Raw genomic sequence first — 18215 nt, 5'->3', positions numbered from 1 at the left:
CCATGCTTTGGGTTTTACCACTTTTCAGATTTTAAAAGGCTCGGTCGCGGTGATGCTGTTGGCTTTGGCTGCGCGGTTTATGGCGGTGGGCTTCCAACCGATTGATAGTGCGATGCAAAGGATTAGTCGCAATCAAGAAGATGCGGCGCGCACCTTGGGGGTGAGCGAGCGCGGTTTATTGTGGCGTTTGCATTTGCCGCTACTGCAAGGCGGGGTGATGACAGCGGTGTTGATGGTGTTTGTCGATGTGATGAAAGAAATGCCAATCACCTTGATGACGCGCCCATTTGGTTGGGATACCTTAGCAGTGCGGGTGTTTGAAATGACGTCCGAAGGCATGTGGCAAAACGCCGCTTTGCCGAGCTTGTTAATTGTAATCAGTGGCTTATTGCCAGTGATTTTATTGGTTAGAAAATCAGAGAGTGAATAATGGCTTTGCTACAAGTTGCTGCGTTGGCAGTTTCATTTGCTGGACGTAAGGTCGTCGAAAATTTGTCGTTTGACTTGCTTGAGGGTGAAATAGCCTGTTTGCTCGGCGCTTCGGGCTGCGGTAAAACCACGGTTTTGCGCGCCATTGCTGGCTTTGAGCCTTTGACGGCGGGGAGCATCGTTTTGGCGGGGCGACAAGTGGGCTCGGCCCAATTGCAAACGCCGGTGCAAGAACGCGGTATCGGCATGGTGTTTCAAGATTACGCCTTGTTTCCGCATTTAACGGTGTCGGCCAATATTGCGTTTGGTTTGCCGAATAAAGACGCCCAAAAAATAGCTGAACTGCTGGAGTTGGTCGGCTTAAGCCATGTGGAAGATCGCTATCCGCATCAATTGTCCGGTGGGCAACAGCAGCGAGTGGCATTGGCGCGCGCCTTAGCGCCCAAGCCGCGGTTGTTATTACTTGACGAGCCATTTTCAAATCTAGATGTTGAGTTGCGTGAGCGTTTGGGGCAAGAGGTGCGGGCGATTTTAAAAGCCAGCGGCACCACGGCGATTTTAGTGACGCATGATCAGCGCGAAGCGTTTGCGATGGCCGATCGTGTAGGGGTGATGCACGACGGGGCGTTGCGGCAATGGGCTGCGCCGTATGATCTTTATCATGAACCGGCGGATCGTTTTGTCGCTAATTTTATTGGCGAAGGGGTGATGCTGCCCGCGCGCTTAAGTGGCCCCAATTGTATTGAATTTGAATTGGGTGAAATTTGCCGCACGGTGCCAATTGAATGCGGTATTGGCACTGAAATGGAAGTGCTGATCCGCCCGGATGATATTGTGCATGTCGATCACAGCCCGCTCAAAGCTGAAGTGGTGGCCAAGGTGTTTCGTGGCGCGCATTTTTTGTACACCTTGGCGCTGCCTTCCGGGCATAAAGTGTTGTCTTTGGTGCCTAGCCATCACAACCATGCGATTGGCGAAGCCATTGGCATTGAGGTTGAATGCGAGCATGTGATTTATTTTAAAGTCGAATAGTGTTTGATTTGCTGTTGCTGGTGATTTGTCTAGGTGAATAGTGCAGTATTAGTTAAAATTAATATAACTAATTACCTCTCTCGCTGGATTTCAAATGCTGCACTTAAGCCGTATGAGTTTAAGAACCAAAATCTTGTTGTTTACCACTGCAGCCATTGTGACTGGCTTTTCGGCAATGATTTTAATCATTGCCAGCAATGCGTATCAATCGGCTAAAGCACAAGGCGTATTGCGTTTGCAAGAACAAGCGCGGGCTTATGCCGATCAAGTTGAAGGTCAGTTTACTGCCGCTTACCAATTACCCATCAATTTGGCGTTGGCGATGACGGGGATGCAAGCGAGCGGTGTGCCTGAGCGCAAAGTGCTCGATAGCCTGATGATGAGCATGTTGGCATCTCAGCCCTTGGCCTCGGGTTTGTATATGGTGTGGGAGCCCAATGCGCTAGATGGTAAAGATGATGGGTATCGGCAGGACTGGCCCAAGCATGATCCCACTGGGCGATATACCCCTTATATTGTTCGTAGTGAAGGCAAAATCATTCAAGATGCGATGCTGGGGGCGGCACAAAAAGCCGCCGCTGAGCCATTTCGGACTAATCCCGAGCAATATCAAGCACCTTACGAAAGCGCGGGTTGGGGCGATTTTTACTTTATTCCCAAGCAGCGTCAGCAAGACTCGGTGACTGAGCCGGCGACTTACGATGTGAATGGCCAGCAAGTGTTGATGATTTCTTTGGTGGCGGCGATTAAAAATGCAGCAGGGCAATTTTTGGGCGTGGCCGCAGTGGATCTGCCTTTGGCGTCATTGCAGGCCAGTATCGGTCAGGCCAAGCCTTTTGGTGTTGGCCAAGTGAGTTTGATTTCAAACGCGGGCTTATATGTGGTTGCGCCGGACGCGGAAAAAGCCGGTAAAAAAGTCGATGCCGCCGATTTTCCAGCCGGCTTTATGGCTGATTTAAGCGCCGGTAAAGCGCTGCGTTTTGAGCGCGATGGCCTGTTGTATGAGTATCAGCCGATCAAAATGGGCAATAGCCAGCAGCCGTGGGCGGTGGGCGTTGTCGTGCCAGAGTCGGTGGTGGTGGCTGAGGCGGTTAGCGTGCGCAATTGGGCGATCTTGGTCGGTTTGATCGCCATTGTGCTGATAGTTGCCGTGTTAGGGGTGGTATTGAATACCTTGATTGCACCGCTGCGCCGTTTAGCTATAGCGATGGAAGAAGTCTCCAGCGGTCAAGGTGATTTAACCCGGCAATTGCCGATTCATGGCCAAGATGAAATCGGCCGCACCGCTCAAGCGTTTAATCAATTTGTGGTCACGCTACGCGGGATGTTTTTAGATGTTCGCTCGCAAAGCGAAGCGGTCAGCCAGGCCAGCCAGCAGTTGGCCGGGCCGGCTGAAACGGTAAAAACCTCGTCAATGCATCAGGCTGAGGCAGCCACCTCAACGGCCGCGAGCGTTGAGGAAGTTACCGTCAGTATTCAGCACATTGCCGATTCGGCGCATGATTTTGAACAAACGGCGCGTGAAACCGGCAAGGAAACCTCGGCCAGTCAAGTTAAAGTCGATGAAGTGGCGAAAGAAATCGCACAAATTCACGCAACAATGGCGCATTTGGTGGCGTCGATGCAAAGCTTGAATACCCAATCGTTGCAAGTGAATCAGATTGTGAAAACGATTAAAGAAATTGCCGATCAAACCAATTTATTGGCACTGAATGCGGCGATTGAAGCGGCGCGCGCAGGCGATATGGGGCGTGGTTTTGCGGTGGTGGCCGATGAAGTGCGCAAACTCGCGGGTCGCTCGGGCGAGGCGACGATTGAGATTTCTAAAATCGTAAACGCAATTCAAGGCGAGATTCATAAAGCGGGCGATCATATGCAAGTAACCCAGCAGCAAGTGGGCGCGAGCGTACAGTTGTCACGCCAAGCGGCCGAATCGATGAACACCGTTCGTGCTGGGACGGAGCAGCTTTTGATTAATATTGGCGACATCGCCAATGCCACGCGTGAACAAGCGGCGGCCAGTACCGACATCGCACAAAACATCGAGACCATCAGCAATATGTCACAACGCAATAGTGACGCGATGTCGGAAGTAGGCGCTTCGGTGAAAGATTTGGAGCAAATGGCCTTACATCTAAAAACCATTGTGTCTGGATTTAAGCTCTAGTCTCGATGGTAAGTTGTCGATGCTTAGCGCAAAAAAGCCGTTCATTATTTGAACGGCTTTTTTGTTTACTACGTTGAAATTATGGGGTATCTCTCTATGGGTTTTTATTGGCGTGCCCTGCAGTTAAATACCCAATTAATAATGGCAATGTTCAGATTACGTGTTGATGGTTTTAAGTGCCTACGGCACGGTGATTTACAGTCGCAGTCCGCGACTGGGACCCTCTTTCTTTGACTCGCCAAAGAAAGAGGGGGAAAGAAAGGCGACCCGAGCGCGCCCAGCTCCGCTGTGCCCTCGATCGTCGTGAGCCAAACGATATAGCTGTTTGTCTCTCTCCTCACTCGGTGCGCTTAGACGGGTTTTTAAGCCCCAGCTCGACGAGCGCGGCACAGCATCAACACCAAATCTGAACATTACCTTAATAATGCTGAGACATCTGATTGGCTGTTGATGTCATGCCACAGCCACAGAATGCCATTCGCGTCGTATTTAAATAAAGCCCTAATTAAATACTGAAATCTTCTGCTGCGGGCTCGCTGAGCGTTTTGACCGCGATGTGGGTGGAGAGAAAAATCGGTCGGGCTAGTTCATACAGTAAGGTGCTGTGTTGCAAGGTGTTTTGTACCTGACGTTTTACTTCGGCCAAATGCAAAGTAATGCCTTTTTGCGCAAGGGACTTGCGAAAATCACGCAAAGCTTCGATGGCGCTGACGTCAATTGAGTTCACCGCCGATAGCACCAAAATTAAATTTTTAGCGCGCGGGTAATCCAATAAATATCGTTCACATTGCTCAACGACTTGATTGCAATTGCCAAAGTACAGACTTTCATCAATTCGAATCGCCACAATGTGGGCGGGCATTTCTACTTTAAAAAACCGCGTATTGCGAAAATGCTCGCTGCCTGCAATACGGCCAATGACCGCCAGATGCGGTTTGCTGGTGCGTAAAATAAACAGTAATAAAGAAACCCCAACCCCAATGGCGATGCCGTTGATTGGGCCAACCAGTAAGACACAGCAAAAAGTCAGTAGCCAAGCGGCGCCATCACGGCGATCAATGCGCCATGCTGCGCGTAAAGAAGCCGGGCTGAGCATTTTTAAAGTGGCCAAGACAATGGTCGCCGCCAATAAAGGCAGCGGCAATAGACCGATCACGTCTTTAAGAAACAACAGCCCCAATAACATCCACGCTGCCGTCATTACGCCTGCTAGCGGGGTGTGCGCGCCCGCACTGGCATTGACTGCGGTGCGAGAAAATCCGCCACTCACTGGCATGCCGCCGACAAACGCAGCCGCCACATTGCCGCCACCGAGCGCGATAAATTCCTGATCGACCGAGATTTTTTCATTGCGCTCAGCAGCGATGGTTTGCGCGATGGTGATGCTTTGTAAAAATCCAGCCAAGCCAATTAACAGCGCAGGCAACCAAAGCTGCTCTAGCGCATTAACGGTGATTTTCGGCGTTATGAAACTTAATCCAGCGCTCGGTAGCGCACCAATAATATGGATTTGCGGCTGGTCGGACAAGGCAAATTGCAGCACTAAGCCAGCAAAAATAAGCACGAATAAAGGCAAAACTCGGCTCATCAGTTGCGCTGTTTTGAATGGGGTGCCCCAGCGTTGCAGTAATGAAATCGTTGGTGCGCCAGTGGCCCACAATAGGGCTAAACCAGCAAGGCCAAAAAGCGTTGGGATGATGTTCTGTTGTTGCAGTGCCGCTGGGGCCGCCATGAGCCAATCAATCAGATTGCTGCTTTGCCATGAAACGCTGAGTAATGCGCCAGTTTGTGTTAGCGCAATCAAGAGTGCCGTCCCCGCACTAAAGCCTTGAATCACCGGGATGGATAAAATTCGCGTGAGTTTACCGAGTTTAAAACTGCCAAAAGACAGCATAAATAAACCCGAAATCAAGGTTAAAGTGCCCGCCAGGGCGATATAGCTGGCGCTACCGGCTGGCGCGAGCGGCATCAGTGCGGTGGCGGCCATTGCCGACGTGATCGCCATCGGCCCAACCGATTGGGTCATGCTGCTGCCCAATAAGGCATAAATTAAGACCGGCGCAATGCTGGCATAAATGCCCGCCAATGCAGGTAAACCTGCAAGTTGCGCATAGGCCAATCCTTGCGGGATAAGCAGCAAGGCCACAATAATGCTGGCACCAAAATCGCCGTAAGCTTGCTCGCGGCGATAGTTGGGCAGCCAAGTTAAAATGGGCCATTTCATCGTGTTTGCAACCGCTCAAATAAATTCATGCCCGCCCACATGGCGATAAAGAAAATAATTCCGCCGACTGAGCCTGCGCCGACGATGACTAAGGCCGGACCAGGGCAGATGCCAGCAATGCCCCAGCCCGCGCCAAAAGCAACGCTACCCAGAATGAGTCGAGCATCAATGGTTTGGTTGTTCGGCAGTTTCATCGCCTCATGCGTGACGAGGGTGGTTGTGCGTTTTTTGGCCAGCGTAAAGAAAATGACCGCCACGGCAATGCCGCCCATCATGACGAAGGCCAAGCTCGGGTCCCATAGTCCGGTGATGTCGAGAAAGCCCTGTACTTTGCTTGGGCTGGCCATGCCTGCTAATAACAGACCCAAGCCAAAAATAAGGCCGGTGATCAGCGCCAGTAGATTTAATTTCATGATGAATAATCCGCCTAAAGAAGGTGTTTGATCAGGTAAACGCTGACAAAGCCGCTACTCATAAAGGCCAGTACCGCGATCAGCGAGCGCAATGAAAACCGCGACAGACCACAAATACCATGGCCACTAGTGCAGCCATTGGCGTAGCGGGTGCCGATGCCGACCAGCAGGCCGGCGATGATCAGCCCGGGTATTGAGGTGACCATGGTTAAAGACGGCAGTGGTGCAAACAGCTGCCAAATCCATGGCGAAATCAGTAAGCCCAATACAAATAAGGCTCGCCAAGTGCGATCGGGTGATCGATTCGCTAAGCCACCCAAAATGCCAGCAATCCCTGCGATTTTGCCCGCGAGCAAAATCAGTAAGCCTGCGGACAAGCCAATTAAAGCGCCACCCGCCAATGAGGCGAGCGGGGTAAAGTTTGCGTAATCAATCTGCATGCGAAGGCTCCGAAGGGGGATTGCCAAGGTCGATAGGACAATACAGCTCGTACAGCACTTTAATGAGGTGCTGAACTTCTTGGCTAGCGAGCGAGTAATAAATTCGTTTGCCATCGCGGCGAGTATTTACCAGACCGGCATGACGTAAAACGCTCAGTTGTTGCGATAAGGTCGGCTGGCGAATATCGAGTAAATCTTCAAAGTCTGAAACGCATTTCTCTCCGGTCACCATTTGGCACAGCAATAACAGCCGATCTTCGTTGCCTAATATTTTGAGGGTTTGCGTTGCTTGTGAGGCAGCAATGCGCATGGCATTCATTGCGTGTGGATCCATTCTGGTCGCCATTAAACAAAAGTTGACTTTATAATATATAAAAATATATTATATGTAAATAAATTTCATAAGGGATGGCTATGTCGCCAATGACGCCGCAGGTTCTGCCTTTTTTTGATTCGGCAAGCTGCACATTCAGCTATCTGGTTTACGACACTGCCGGCGGTCATGCTGCAGTCATCGATCCGGTGCTCGATTTTGATCTCCACTCGGGTCGCGCAGCCACCCATCAGGCGCAAAAAATACTCGCCGCAGTGCAATCGCTCAATCTCACCGTGGATTGGATTGTGGAAACGCACGCGCATGCCGATCATTTGTCGGCGGCGGTTTGGCTGCAACAGCAGTTGGGTGGCCAGATCGCCATCGGGCAGGGGATTGAACAGGTACAGCAAATATTCAAACCTATTTTTGCTTTAGAATCTGAGCTTGCCAGCGATGGTCGCCAGTTTGATTATTTGTTCGCCGCCGATGAAGAGTGGGGTATAGGCAGCTTGATCGCAAAGGCATTATATGTGCCTGGACATACCCCTGCTGATATGGCGTTTTTAATTGGCGATGCGGTTTTTGTTGGCGATACGATTTTTATGCCTGATGTGGGCACCGCGCGCTGTGATTTCCCCGGCGGTGACGCGGCAACACTCTACCATTCGGTGCAAAAATTGTATCAATTGCCCGATGCAACACGGGTATTTGTTTGTCATGATTATTTGCCCTCCGGGCGAGACCAATATCAGTGGCAAAGCAGTATTGCCGAACAAAAAGCACAAAATATTCATTTGCCATTGGGGCGAAGTTGCGACGACTTTGTGGCTTTGCGCCAAGCGCGGGATGCCACGCTGGCTGTGCCAAGCTTAATTTTGCCTTCGATTCAAGTCAATATTTGCGCAGGGCATTGGCCGCCAGCGGACGCGCAGGGCCGACAATTTTTAAAAATACCGTTAAATATGATTTAAGGAATAAAAATGAGTTTAATTCTGGCCTGCCCGCATTGCCAAACCAAAAACAAGCTCGCGGTTGAGCGCATGAGTGAGCAGCCGCAATGCGGCGCTTGTCATCAACCGTTGCTGTCTGGTGCGCCGATTTCGGCGACCGATGAAAATCTATCACTCATGTTAAAACACAGCCCTTGGCCCGTGGTGATCGATTTTTGGGCGCCTTGGTGCGGCCCTTGCCAAACCTTTGGCCCCACTTTTGCCGCAGCGGCGGGCGCTATGGCAGGGCAATTATTATTTGTGAAAGTCGATACTGAGGCGCAGCCCGCTTTAGGGCAGCAATATCGGGTGCGCAGTATTCCTACGCTGTTGGTGATCGAAAAGGGCGTGGAGCTGGAACGAATGTCGGGTGCTTTGTCGGCCGGACAGTTTAAAGCGTGGCTGCAGCAGTTTTTATAAACTGAAGGAGAACAATCATGAATGTCGGTGGTTTGGACCGTACTTTGCGGGTGCTCGTTGGTGGCGGATTAATCTTGGCGACGCTATTGGGCTCGATTGGTGTGTGGGGCTGGATTGGCATTGTGCCTTTAGCGACGGGGATATTTCGCTATTGCCCTTTGTATCGACTCTTTGGCTTAAATACCTGCCCGTTAAAGCAGAAGTGATCGCTCGCTCGGTGTTAGTTGTTTGATTTATGGCTGTGTTACAAAGTAAAAAAGCACCAATATAAAATTGGTGCTTTTTATTTGCAATAAAAATTATCCGGCGCGTAATTTGGCCAGCGGACTGGTTTCCATCCATTTACGAATCCGCTGCGCATCGCCAATTCGGGTGTATTTACCGCTCGAATCCATTAGTACAATAATGACGGGTTTACCATTAATCATCGCCTGCATCACAATGCAGCGACCCGCTTCATTAATAAAACCGGTTTTGGAAACCCCAATATCCCAATCGCTGTCTTTTACTAAAGGATTGGTATTGCGAAATGTCAGCATGCTGCCATTTTTATTAGAAGCAAAGCTATATTCGCTTGAGGTTGAGAATTGATGAATTTCAGGATAACGCTGCGCCGCTTTAACCATTAAACCCAATTCACGTGCCGAAGACACATTGCTCGGGTTTAGTCCGGTCGAATCATAAAAACGCGAATTGCGCATGCCCAATTGTTGCGCTTTTTCATTCATTTTACGAATAAAGGCGTCTTTGCCACCAGGAAAATGATGGCTTAGCGTTGATGCAGCACGATTTTCCGATGACATTAGCGCCAAAAGCAGCATTTCGCCACGAGTGAGTGTCGTCCCTACCGAGAGTCTAGAGCTGGTATTTTTAAGCGTATCGATATCCGCTTCGGTAATGCTAATTAATTCATTCAGTGGTAAATGTGCATCAAGCACGACCATCGCCGTCATTAATTTGGTAATGGATGCAATCGGAATAATGCTGTCGGCATTTTTTTCGTATAAAACTTCGCCCGATTGTTGGTTTAATACCAATACACCACTTGATTGTACGCCGGGATTATTGGCATCCATGCGCGCGGCAATGGTGCGCGTCACTTGAACATCTTGCCGTGCATTGGCAATCGCCAATTTTGAAACGTTAGATTTACGGCTGGTATAAGTGACTTTGGATTGTTTCGCTTTGGTGTTTTTGGCGCTGCTGGTTTTGGTGGTTTTTTTATTAGACGCTGTTGTTTTTAATGCCTTTTTTGGTGGGCTAGCGGCGGTTTTTTTGGGCTTTGCTGCGGGCTTTTTTGCGCTGCTTGACTGCGTTTCTTTGGTTTTTTCTGCGCTATAAGCAAGCGGGGTGTAGGCAATCACACTGGCACTAATCAGCACACATAATGAATTTATAAGCTTAGACATCAATCTTCCCCAACCTATTCGGGCTGTGCATTAGTAATCGGTAATTTATTTTACTGAATAGATTGAAAAATGTCATGTTAAATCAAGTAGTAGTGGTGTTTTTTCAAAGCAACAACTGAGGAGTTGCAAAGCTTGCAAACTTTGTTAGACTGGGATAATGTTGCATTGCAATAAAATGGCCCGTGTCAATTAATCTGCAGAATAAAATCGGAGCAATACACCGTGTTAAATAACCCAGCTATGGACAATTTTTTTCAGCAAATTACTGAAGCGCATCGCCAGTGGACCCAAAATTGGGTGAATTCGCAGCCCAATGCGGAGTCAGTTGATTCGATGCATGCGATGAATGATTTGGCTCAAAAAATGAGCCCAGTGCATTGCGCATGGCTGGGGTCGCAATCGCAATTTTATCAACAGCAGCTCGACTTGTGGTTAGGCCTTATTGGCGCTAAGCCGGTGGCTAAAGTGGCTGAGGCAGACAAAAGCGATCGTCGATTTAATTCGCCAGAATGGGATGCACCGCTGTTTGACTATATCCGCCAAAATTACTTAGTCACGTCAAAATGGTTGCTGGAAATGGTGGGCGCGGCCAGTAGTGACGAGGCCAGTAAAGAGAAGGCGGCATTTTTTACGCGGCAGTATTTAGATGCAATGAGCCCGACTAATTTTGCCTTTACTAATCCGGAAGTGATGAAGCTGGCGCTAGAAACGAAAGGCGAAAGTTTGCAAGAAGGCATGAAAAAACTCATGGCCGATATGCAAAAAGGTGCCATTACCATGACCGATGAAAGTCAATTTGCCATTGGTGAGAATCTAGCGGTGACGCCAGGCGAAGTGATTTTTGAGAATGAATTATTTCAACTCATTCAATACACCCCAACCACCGCCAAAGTGTATAGCCGACCGTTGTTGATTATTCCGCCGTGCGTGAATAAATATTACATTATGGATTTACAGCCGGCCAATTCAATGGTCGCTTATATTGTGAGCCAAGGCTATAGCACCTTTTTAATATCGTGGAAATCGATTGAAGCCAATCAAGGTCATTTGCAATGGGATGATTATATTGAGTCAGGCGTCATTAAAGCCGCCGAAGTGGTTCGCGCAATTAGTAAAGCTGAAAAAATCAATGCCCTGTCATTTTGTATTGGCGGCGAATTATTGACCACCGCGATGCCGGTCTTGCAAGCGCGTGGCTTGGATTGGTTTGAATCGATTACTTTAATGACCGTCATGCTTGACCATACTGAGCCGGGTGAAATTAAGCATTTCATTGATTGGAATTTAATTCGCCAGCGAGAGTCGCAAGTCGAAGGGGTGATTGATGGCAAAGAATTGGCTAAAACCTTCGCGGCATTGCGCTCTAATGATTTAGTGTGGAATTACGTGGTTAATAATTACCTTAAAGGTAAAAACCCACCGCCATTTGATTTGCTGTATTGGAATAGTGATTCGGCTAATTTGTCACTACCGATGCATACTTTCTTTTTACGTAATATGTATTTAGAAAATAATCTAACTAAGCCTAATTCATTTAGTCTGTGTGGTACGCCGATTGATTTAACGTCAATTAAAGTCCCCGCATATATTTTTGCTGCGCGAGAAGATCATATCGTGCCTTGGCATTCGGCGTATTTAAGCAATCGAATTTTGCAAGGACCAAAACGGTTTGTTTTGGGCGCTTCTGGGCATATTGCCGGTGCGATTAATCCAGTTTCGACCAATAAGCGTAATTACTGGGTGAATGAAAATACCGATCAAGACGCTGATGCGTGGCTAGAGCAAGCTGAGTCTCATCCGGGTAGCTGGTGGCAAGATTGGAGTGCTTGGCTTGCACCGCAATCGGGCTCGCAAATCGCTGCGGCCAAAAAACTCGGCAACGCGCAATTTAAAATGATTGAGGCCGCACCTGGCCGTTATGTGAAGGCACGTGTGGTTTAAATTTGGTTTTTCGAGAGAGCAAGGCGATTCGCCTTGCTTTTTTATTGTGTATTGACTTACAAACTTACTTGCAAATTATTTAAATTAACGAGGTTTTGTATGACAGAGGTTGTTATTGTTGCCGCATATCGTACCGCGCTAGGTAATTTTTCTGGCGCTTTGGCCAAAGTATCGGCACCCGAATTGGGTGCTACGGTGATTCGTGGCTTGCTGGCTAAAACCGGTTTGGCCGCTGAGCAAGTGAGTGAAGTGATTTTAGGTAATGTATTAACCGCCGGATTGGGACAAAACCCAGCGCGTCAGTCGGTTCGTCTTGCCGGTTTGCCAGATGCGGTACCGGGCTTGACGATTAATCAGGTGTGCGGCTCTGGTTTGAAGGCCGTGGCATTGGGCGTGCAAGCGATTTTGGCTGGCGATAGCGAGATTGTGATCGCCGGTGGTCAAGAAAACATGAGCGCAACGCCGCATTTACTTAATGGTAGCCGCGATGGCTTTCGGATGGGCAATGCCAACCTGATTGACAGTATGGTGTATGACGGCTTAACCGATGTTTACAATCAATACCATATGGGCGTAACGGCTGAAAATATTGCTAAAAAATACGCAATTAGCCGTGAAGAGCAAGACGCTTTGGCGTTAACGTCGCAGCAACGCGCGGCTGCAGCGCAAGCGGCAGGCCGATTCGCCGATGAAATCCTACCGGTGAGCATCCCGCAGCGTAAGGGTGATCCGGTTATTTTTGATCAAGACGAATTTATTAAACCGGCGACGACTGCCGAGTCTTTGGCTAAATTGCGGGCCGCTTTTGATAAAGCCGGTACGGTCACCGCTGGCAATGCATCGGGTATTAATGACGGCGCAGCAGCGGTATTGTTGATGACGCGTGAACGTGCGGATGCCTTGGGCTTAAAGCCAATGGCGGCGATTCGTGCCTCGGCGAGCACTGGCGTTGATCCAACGATTATGGGGATGGGGCCAGTTTTGGCGAGCCAAACTGCACTTAAGCGTGCCGGTTGGGATTTAGATAGCGTGGATTTGATTGAAGCCAATGAAGCCTTTGCAGCGCAAGCTTTGGGTGTGGCGCGTGAAATGAAATGGGATATGAGTAAAGTCAATGTCAACGGCGGTGCGATTGCACTGGGTCATCCGGTGGGCGCATCCGGTTGCCGTGTGTTGGTGACATTGCTGCATGAAATGGTTCGCCGCGACGCTAAACGCGGTTTGGCAACGCTGTGTATCGGCGGTGGTATGGGTGTTGCGCTGTGCGTTGAACGTTAAAAAAAGGCTGCAGTGAATCGCTGCAGCCTTGTCTTTAATAATGAGTATTTATTGCTAGGCCTTTATCAATAAGGTCTAGGGTCTGTTGACTTTTGGTTTTCCGCCGCGCTGGAGTGCTTTTCGCTGCGAATCAAGGCGTAGTAAGCGAAGCATAGTCATTCTATGTGAGCTTGCTACAACACAGAGTCGCCGCGAAAAGCGCCCAGCCCGCAGGGTTTGACGGCGGCTTTTTTAAAATAAAGTCAGCCTGATGCTGCGTTACAAAGCGCTGGCGTAGAATGACTACGCTGCACGCTTCGTGCCTTGCCTCAGGCCCAAAGCCGCACAAACGCGGCTGGCAAACCAAACGTCAACAGACCCGATTAAATACCTATTTTTTTAGCGAGTCACGAATTTCGCGCAATAGCACAATATCTTCGGGTGTTGCCGCCGGTGCCGCCTCAGGTGCGGGCTTATTGCGGTTCATTTTGTTAATGGCTTTAACCAGCATAAAAATTGCAAAAGCCACCACCATAAAGCTAATCAGCGAGTTTAAAAACATCCCTAAATTCATCGTGACCGCGCCTGCATCTTGCGCGGCTTTGAGCGTGGCATACGGCCCAGCGATTTTGCCATCGGCCAAGGTGACAAATAAATTGGTGAAGTCGACCTTGCCGATTAAAAAACCAATCGGCGGCATAATGATGTCTTTGACCAGTGAATCGACAATCTTACCAAAAGCCGCTCCAATCACGACACCAATCGCCAAATCAATCACATTGCCGCGCATGGCAAATTCACGAAACTCTTTAAACATAAGCTAGCCCCTAAAAAGAAAAGGATTTGTACCACAGTTTGATGTAAGCATGCATGGTTTTGGCAGCAAACTGTGGCGTGTCTGCTGAGTTTAGTCTTTCACTGCCGTGAGATAACAAGTGATTTCTTCGCGGTCATGAAATAATTGCTTGGCTGTTAATTTGTAAGAGATGTCGGCTTTTTTTAATTTTTGATCAATCAATGCAAAGCATTTCTCAACTTCGAGATGGCGCTTTTTCATCGGCAGTTTCAAATTAAAAATAGCGCGGCGCGCATTGCCAGAAGCGACCCATTTGGCAATCAGATCGGCGATGCGAATCGGTTGCTCAACCATGTCGCACACTAGCCAATCGACTGGGTTTTTCGGGCGATATTTAAAGCCATCGTCACGCACATGTTTGACTTGATGATGGCCGTCCATGCTGCCTTTCATTGGGCCATTATCCACCGCGAATACTTTCAAACCCCGCGCAACCAGTTGATAGGTCCAACCCCCCGGCGCGGCACCAAGATCGACCGCCGTCATGCCTTCACGAAATTTACGCTCTGGCTCATCGACCAATACCAGAATGGCTTCGAGCATTTTGAGTGTTGAGCGGCTAGGGGCGTCAGACGGCATGCGTAAACGTGGAATGCCATTGAGCCAATCGGTGGCGCGAACCGGACGTGAAGCAACCATGACTTCATTTTGCGCTGGGAAAAATAAATGCAAACGTTGACGTGATGTTTGTGGCTGCAACCAAGCATTGGCCGTCATGGCTTTGGCGACATAATCACCAAATTTGCGGGTAAAGCCAGACAGCGATTTGCCTTCATTACTATCGGGGTGCTCTAACCAAACATCGCTAAAAACGGTATTTTGAATTTTTAACGCCTCGACAATCGGCGTTAAACGGTCTTTGCTGCCCAAACTCAGGCGCTGATGAACTTGCAGTGTTTGCCGTGAAAAAATCAAATTTAGCGCCAGCAAATCGCGCAAAACTTTTTGGCAGCCACTTTTTTCTGTTGGGGTAAAAACCACCCAGCCATCGCCGCGTTCAAATTGGCCCGGAGCAAGTGCGCGGTCAGCAATCTCTTCGGCGCATTCTGGCTCAAAACCGGGTCGACAGTAGGCAAGAAGGGCGTAGGGCAGTCCGGTTTGAGTGCTGGTCATGGGGTGAACTCGTTGCAAAAGGCGCAAGCATACCCAAAATTAGCGATTTCACCAATGCCGCTGGTGTTTTTGCCTGCATCTGCCTGCTTGGCTGTGCGGGTTGGCGTCGCTTAGGTCGTGGCCTCACTGGCTTCTTTGTGCTTTGGCGCGACCAGGGGAAAAGTCATATTAAAAGTCGTGCCTTGGTCGACAATCGACTCGACATTAATTTGCCCCCCTAGTGTTTGGGTCACCAAATTGAACACAATATTCAGTCCTAAGCCACTGCCGCCATTGGCGCGTTTGGTGGTGTAAAAAGGGTCAAATATTTTACCAATTACGCTGCCCTCAATGCCCTGACCATTGTCTTTGACTTTGAGTGAAACGTTTTGTTGGCGTTGCTCGGCAATGATGTGCACTTGTTTTTTAATTTCGCCCGAATTGGGTATGCCGGAAAACGCATGCAGTGCCGCATTATTGATGAGGTTGCTAATGATTTGCGAAATCGCGCCAGGGTAGCCTTCCATATCAATTTCGTCTGGGCAATCAATCAAGATCGTAATTTGCGAATGCTTAAGTGCCGGACTAATGCTGGTCACGGTTTCGTGCAGGTATTGGCTGAGTTCAAAATCACGCCGCGCTTCTGAGGTTTGATCAACCGCGACGCGTTTAAAGCTTTGGATTAATTCGGCCGCACGCACCGCATTGCTAATAATCAGTGCCGAGGATTGCTCTGCTGTTTGGCTATAGATCAGTACCTCGGATTTTTTCATATTGCCAGACTCTACTTTGGCAGCAAACATGACCGAATCATCGTGTAAGACCGAAGCGCTCGTTAAGATAATGCCGACTGGGGTATTGATTTCATGCGCAATCCCCGCGACTAAGCCGCCTAAGGACGCCATTTTTTCGGATTGAATCAGGCTGGTTTGCGCGTCTTTGAGTTGATCTAATGCCGTTTCGGCGTCCTCTTTGGCGGTGCGCATTTGTTGCTCGGCTTGGCTGCGAATCGCCACATCTTCTTTGAGTCGTTTGATGATGCGGCCAAAGCCATCGGTTAAAACCGAGAATTCTTTATACGGATTGTTCGGTAGTTCAATTGATTCTAAATCTTTATCTGAATTGGCCGCTTGACTGAGCTTTTTGCCCAGTAACGAGAGGGGGCTAATGACAAAATGCTGTAAAACCGTCGTCAGTGTCAGCATGAGCAAAGCATCGAGCAGGATAATCTCGAGTATTTTTTCTAGCACCATTTGTCGCAGTAGTTGGTCAACTCTTTGCCGCGAAATCGTGACGACTAATTTGCCGATAGGTTTTTTTTCATAAAAAATTTCAGCGGTGTCGGTGTTGGGGCCGAGTTGAGTGATCGGCGCATTGAGGGGGGCGATGGTATTGTTTTCTCGAACTCGCCCAGTCAAAAACGCATCGGTGCTGAATATTTCAATGCTGTGAATGTCCGGTGAGCGCATTTCAGCGTTCAAGATGAGCGCCAATTGCTGATCATCAAAATTCTACATCACACCGGGAAGTACATTTTGCAATTGAATGGTCAGTGATTGCTTAAATTCACTGAGCTCATGCTCCAATTGTGCTTGCGTGCGGTAATAAGAAAAAGCGCCTGACACAGTGAGGACGATGGTCACGATCGCGATAAAAATTAAATTTAGATCAGTGCGGATTTGGCGCATATCAAGGCGTACTTTTGCTGGTTTGCTTGCAACCAATTTAGCAGAAGATTACGGTTTGCGCAGGTATTGACTATCTTTGAAGCTACTTACTGTGCCTGGAGCCCACACAACGAGTAAGCTAATGGTCAGTCCGGTGATAAATGCTTCCGGCCACGCCATTAAAAAGTAAAAGGGGAGTGCTGCATCGAGCACAAAATCACTGGAGTAAATCGCCAAGGTGACGAGTAAAACGCATTGGCTGATTCCCAGTGTCAGCATGCTCAGCCCAGCCGCTGCAAAGCTATTAATAAAAATGAAAATAAAATAATTATGCGGCAATCGGCTTTGCGCTAGGCGCAATAAGCCCTGCGTACACGCAATAGGCAGCGCTGCGCTGAGCAATAAATTGAGACCAAGGCTACTCAATGCGTCTTGTGGGGGGGACGAAAAAGCCGCAGTCATGATCAATAAGGCGGCCATGCTCAAGAGTGCCCGCCATGGCCCAGCAATCAAGGTCAGTAAAGTCGCACCGGATAAATGAAACGCAATACCCGGGTTAACGCTCACTTGCAGCTGCCAAGCGATTAAGACCGCAAGGGTGTAAGTCAGCCAACTGCGAATCTCCACCGGGGTGAGCGCCGACCAAGCCACTTGCCGAACCGCGCGTTGCAATAGCCAGAGCGCCACTAAATAGCTGCTCATGACTAAGCCTGGCGGGATAAGTTCTGCGGCTAACATGTGGCGTGATTTAACGCCAAGCGGCGTGGACTAAGTCGGCCAATTGCGTGAGGCGGCCATGGAAAAAATGCCCAACCCCCGGCGCAACAATAATCGCTAATTGTTGTGGGCGTGCCCAGTTTAAGACCGCTTCGAGCGAAATGACTTCGTCTTGCTCGCCATGAATCACTAAAGTGCCCTTGGGTACGTTAGGGAAGGCGTAACGGCTGACTGCTGGGCCAATCAAAATCATGCCTTCGATTTCGTCATCACCTAGGCGTGCGCGTAAGCAGCTTTGCACATACGTGCCAAATGAAAAGCCTGCCAAGGTAATACGCTTTAATTCTGGGTGTTGCTTGCGAGCAAAAGCCAATACCGCGGCCATGTCGTCCGGTTCAAATTCTCCGTAGCTATGACTGCCTTCTGATTCACCCACGCCGCGTAAATTCGGGCAGTAAGCGATATAGCCCAGTCGGGATAGCGTTTTGGCCAGCGTGTGGACGATTTTATTATTAAAGGTGCCGCCTTCGGTGGGATTGGGGTGGGCCACCAAGACGATGCCCATCGGCGTTTCGGTGGCCGCATCAAGGCGTAAACATTCAAGGCGACCCGCTGGGCCAGCGATATTGATCGGTTCGAAACTGGGTGCTTTACGGGGTATAGTCATGGGGGGCTTATTGAGGTTGGTCTTGAGGTAGATACATCAATTTTTTTGGCGATGTTCAGATTACGTGTTGATGATTTTAAGTGCCTACGGCACGGCTGTTTACAGTCGCAGTCCGCGACGGGGACCTTCTTTCTTTGACTCGCCAAAGAAAGAGGGGGAAAGAAAGGCGATTTTGATCT

19 protein-coding genes are annotated in these 18215 nt (G+C 49.2%); 8 read left to right on the top strand and 11 right to left on the bottom strand.

What is annotated here, in order from left to right:
- The 3 genes from Q0V82_RS14125 to Q0V82_RS14115 form a co-directional block, all read left to right on the top strand.
- A partial coding sequence (locus Q0V82_RS14125) for an iron ABC transporter permease (RefSeq protein ID WP_297576806.1) occupies positions 1-430 on the top strand: 430 nt, incomplete at its 5' end.
- Complete coding sequence (locus tag Q0V82_RS14120) at positions 430-1461, top strand: ABC transporter ATP-binding protein (protein ID WP_297576805.1); 1032 nt, start codon at positions 430-432, stop codon at positions 1459-1461. The genes Q0V82_RS14125 and Q0V82_RS14120, both read left to right, overlap by 1 nt.
- A 94-nt stretch (positions 1462-1555) precedes the next feature.
- Positions 1556-3628: a methyl-accepting chemotaxis protein gene (locus Q0V82_RS14115; RefSeq protein WP_297576804.1), complete on the top strand. Its 2073-nt coding sequence runs from the start codon at positions 1556-1558 to the stop codon at positions 3626-3628.
- Between the two features lie 505 nt (positions 3629-4133).
- On the opposite strand, the gene Q0V82_RS14110 is transcribed toward Q0V82_RS14115, so the two are convergent.
- From Q0V82_RS14110 to Q0V82_RS14095, 4 genes are read right to left on the bottom strand one after another with little or no spacing between them, the layout of a single operon-like run.
- Positions 4134-5852: a SulP family inorganic anion transporter gene (locus Q0V82_RS14110; RefSeq protein WP_297576803.1), complete on the bottom strand. Its 1719-nt coding sequence runs from the start codon at positions 5850-5852 to the stop codon at positions 4134-4136.
- A complete protein-coding gene (locus tag Q0V82_RS14105) occupies positions 5849-6265 on the bottom strand; it encodes a DUF6691 family protein (RefSeq protein ID WP_297576802.1) in 417 nt (138 codons plus the stop codon). The genes Q0V82_RS14110 and Q0V82_RS14105 overlap by 4 nt, the downstream gene beginning before the upstream one ends.
- Before the next feature lie 14 nt (positions 6266-6279).
- Positions 6280-6705, bottom strand: a complete 426-nt coding sequence (locus tag Q0V82_RS14100; RefSeq protein WP_297576801.1) for a YeeE/YedE family protein — start codon at positions 6703-6705, stop codon at positions 6280-6282.
- On the bottom strand, positions 6695-7039 hold the full coding sequence (locus Q0V82_RS14095) for a helix-turn-helix transcriptional regulator (protein ID WP_297576800.1): 345 nt from the start codon (positions 7037-7039) through the stop codon (positions 6695-6697). Before Q0V82_RS14095 ends, Q0V82_RS14100 begins: the two co-directional genes overlap by 11 nt.
- 89 nt (positions 7040-7128) lie before the next feature.
- Here Q0V82_RS14095 and Q0V82_RS14090 point away from each other — a divergent pair, with 89 nt between their 5' ends.
- The 3 genes from Q0V82_RS14090 to Q0V82_RS14080 are packed head-to-tail and all read left to right on the top strand — an operon-like array spanning position 7129 to position 8636.
- A complete protein-coding gene (locus Q0V82_RS14090) occupies positions 7129-7992 on the top strand; it encodes an MBL fold metallo-hydrolase (RefSeq protein WP_374758551.1) in 864 nt (287 codons plus the stop codon).
- Between the two features lie 9 nt (positions 7993-8001).
- Positions 8002-8430, top strand: a complete 429-nt coding sequence (gene trxC / locus Q0V82_RS14085; RefSeq protein WP_297576798.1) for a thioredoxin TrxC — start codon at positions 8002-8004, stop codon at positions 8428-8430.
- Positions 8431-8447: 17 nt separating this feature from the next.
- Positions 8448-8636: a DUF2892 domain-containing protein gene (locus Q0V82_RS14080; protein WP_297576797.1), complete on the top strand. Its 189-nt coding sequence runs from the start codon at positions 8448-8450 to the stop codon at positions 8634-8636.
- A gap of 93 nt (positions 8637-8729) precedes the next feature.
- On the opposite strand, the gene pbpG is transcribed toward Q0V82_RS14080, so the two are convergent.
- Positions 8730-9839 (bottom strand): D-alanyl-D-alanine endopeptidase, encoded by a 1110-nt coding sequence (pbpG, locus tag Q0V82_RS14075; RefSeq protein ID WP_297576796.1) that lies wholly within the window; start codon positions 9837-9839, stop codon positions 8730-8732.
- A 240-nt stretch (positions 9840-10079) separates the two neighbouring features.
- On the opposite strand from pbpG, the gene Q0V82_RS14070 reads away from it, so the two are divergent.
- Both Q0V82_RS14070 and Q0V82_RS14065 read left to right on the top strand, forming a co-directional pair.
- Positions 10080-11780, top strand: a complete 1701-nt coding sequence (locus Q0V82_RS14070; protein ID WP_297576795.1) for an alpha/beta hydrolase — start codon at positions 10080-10082, stop codon at positions 11778-11780.
- Positions 11781-11879: 99 nt separating this feature from the next.
- Positions 11880-13058: an acetyl-CoA C-acetyltransferase gene (locus Q0V82_RS14065; protein ID WP_226762634.1), complete on the top strand. Its 1179-nt coding sequence runs from the start codon at positions 11880-11882 to the stop codon at positions 13056-13058.
- A 370-nt stretch (positions 13059-13428) separates the two neighbouring features.
- On the opposite strand, the gene mscL is transcribed toward Q0V82_RS14065, so the two are convergent.
- From mscL to Q0V82_RS14035, 6 genes are all read right to left on the bottom strand, one after another.
- Positions 13429-13854 (bottom strand): large conductance mechanosensitive channel protein MscL, encoded by a 426-nt coding sequence (mscL, locus tag Q0V82_RS14060; protein WP_297576793.1) that lies wholly within the window; start codon positions 13852-13854, stop codon positions 13429-13431.
- A 90-nt stretch (positions 13855-13944) separates the two neighbouring features.
- Positions 13945-15006, bottom strand: a complete 1062-nt coding sequence (rlmM, locus tag Q0V82_RS14055) for a 23S rRNA (cytidine(2498)-2'-O)-methyltransferase RlmM (RefSeq protein WP_297576792.1) — start codon at positions 15004-15006, stop codon at positions 13945-13947.
- A 110-nt stretch (positions 15007-15116) separates the two neighbouring features.
- Positions 15117-16466 carry a sensor histidine kinase gene (locus Q0V82_RS14050; RefSeq protein ID WP_297576791.1) on the bottom strand — a complete coding sequence of 450 codons (1350 nt, stop codon included), beginning with the start codon at positions 16464-16466 and terminating at the stop codon, positions 15117-15119.
- Positions 16467-16496: 30 nt separating this feature from the next.
- Positions 16497-16673, bottom strand: a complete 177-nt coding sequence (locus tag Q0V82_RS14045; RefSeq protein ID WP_297576790.1) for a hypothetical protein — start codon at positions 16671-16673, stop codon at positions 16497-16499.
- A gap of 48 nt (positions 16674-16721) precedes the next feature.
- Positions 16722-17390 carry an energy-coupling factor ABC transporter permease gene (locus Q0V82_RS14040; RefSeq protein ID WP_297576789.1) on the bottom strand — a complete coding sequence of 223 codons (669 nt, stop codon included), beginning with the start codon at positions 17388-17390 and terminating at the stop codon, positions 16722-16724.
- 10 nt (positions 17391-17400) lie between these two features.
- Positions 17401-18036 (bottom strand): alpha/beta hydrolase, encoded by a 636-nt coding sequence (locus Q0V82_RS14035; RefSeq protein WP_297576788.1) that lies wholly within the window; start codon positions 18034-18036, stop codon positions 17401-17403.
- Positions 18037-18215: the final 179 nt, after the last annotated feature.

Source organism: uncultured Deefgea sp., assembly GCF_947072475.1.
Classification (GTDB): domain Bacteria; phylum Pseudomonadota; class Gammaproteobacteria; order Burkholderiales; family Chitinibacteraceae; genus Deefgea.
Note: the sequence above shows the minus strand (reverse complement) of the source record. Positions and strands in the feature narration are given on the sequence as shown.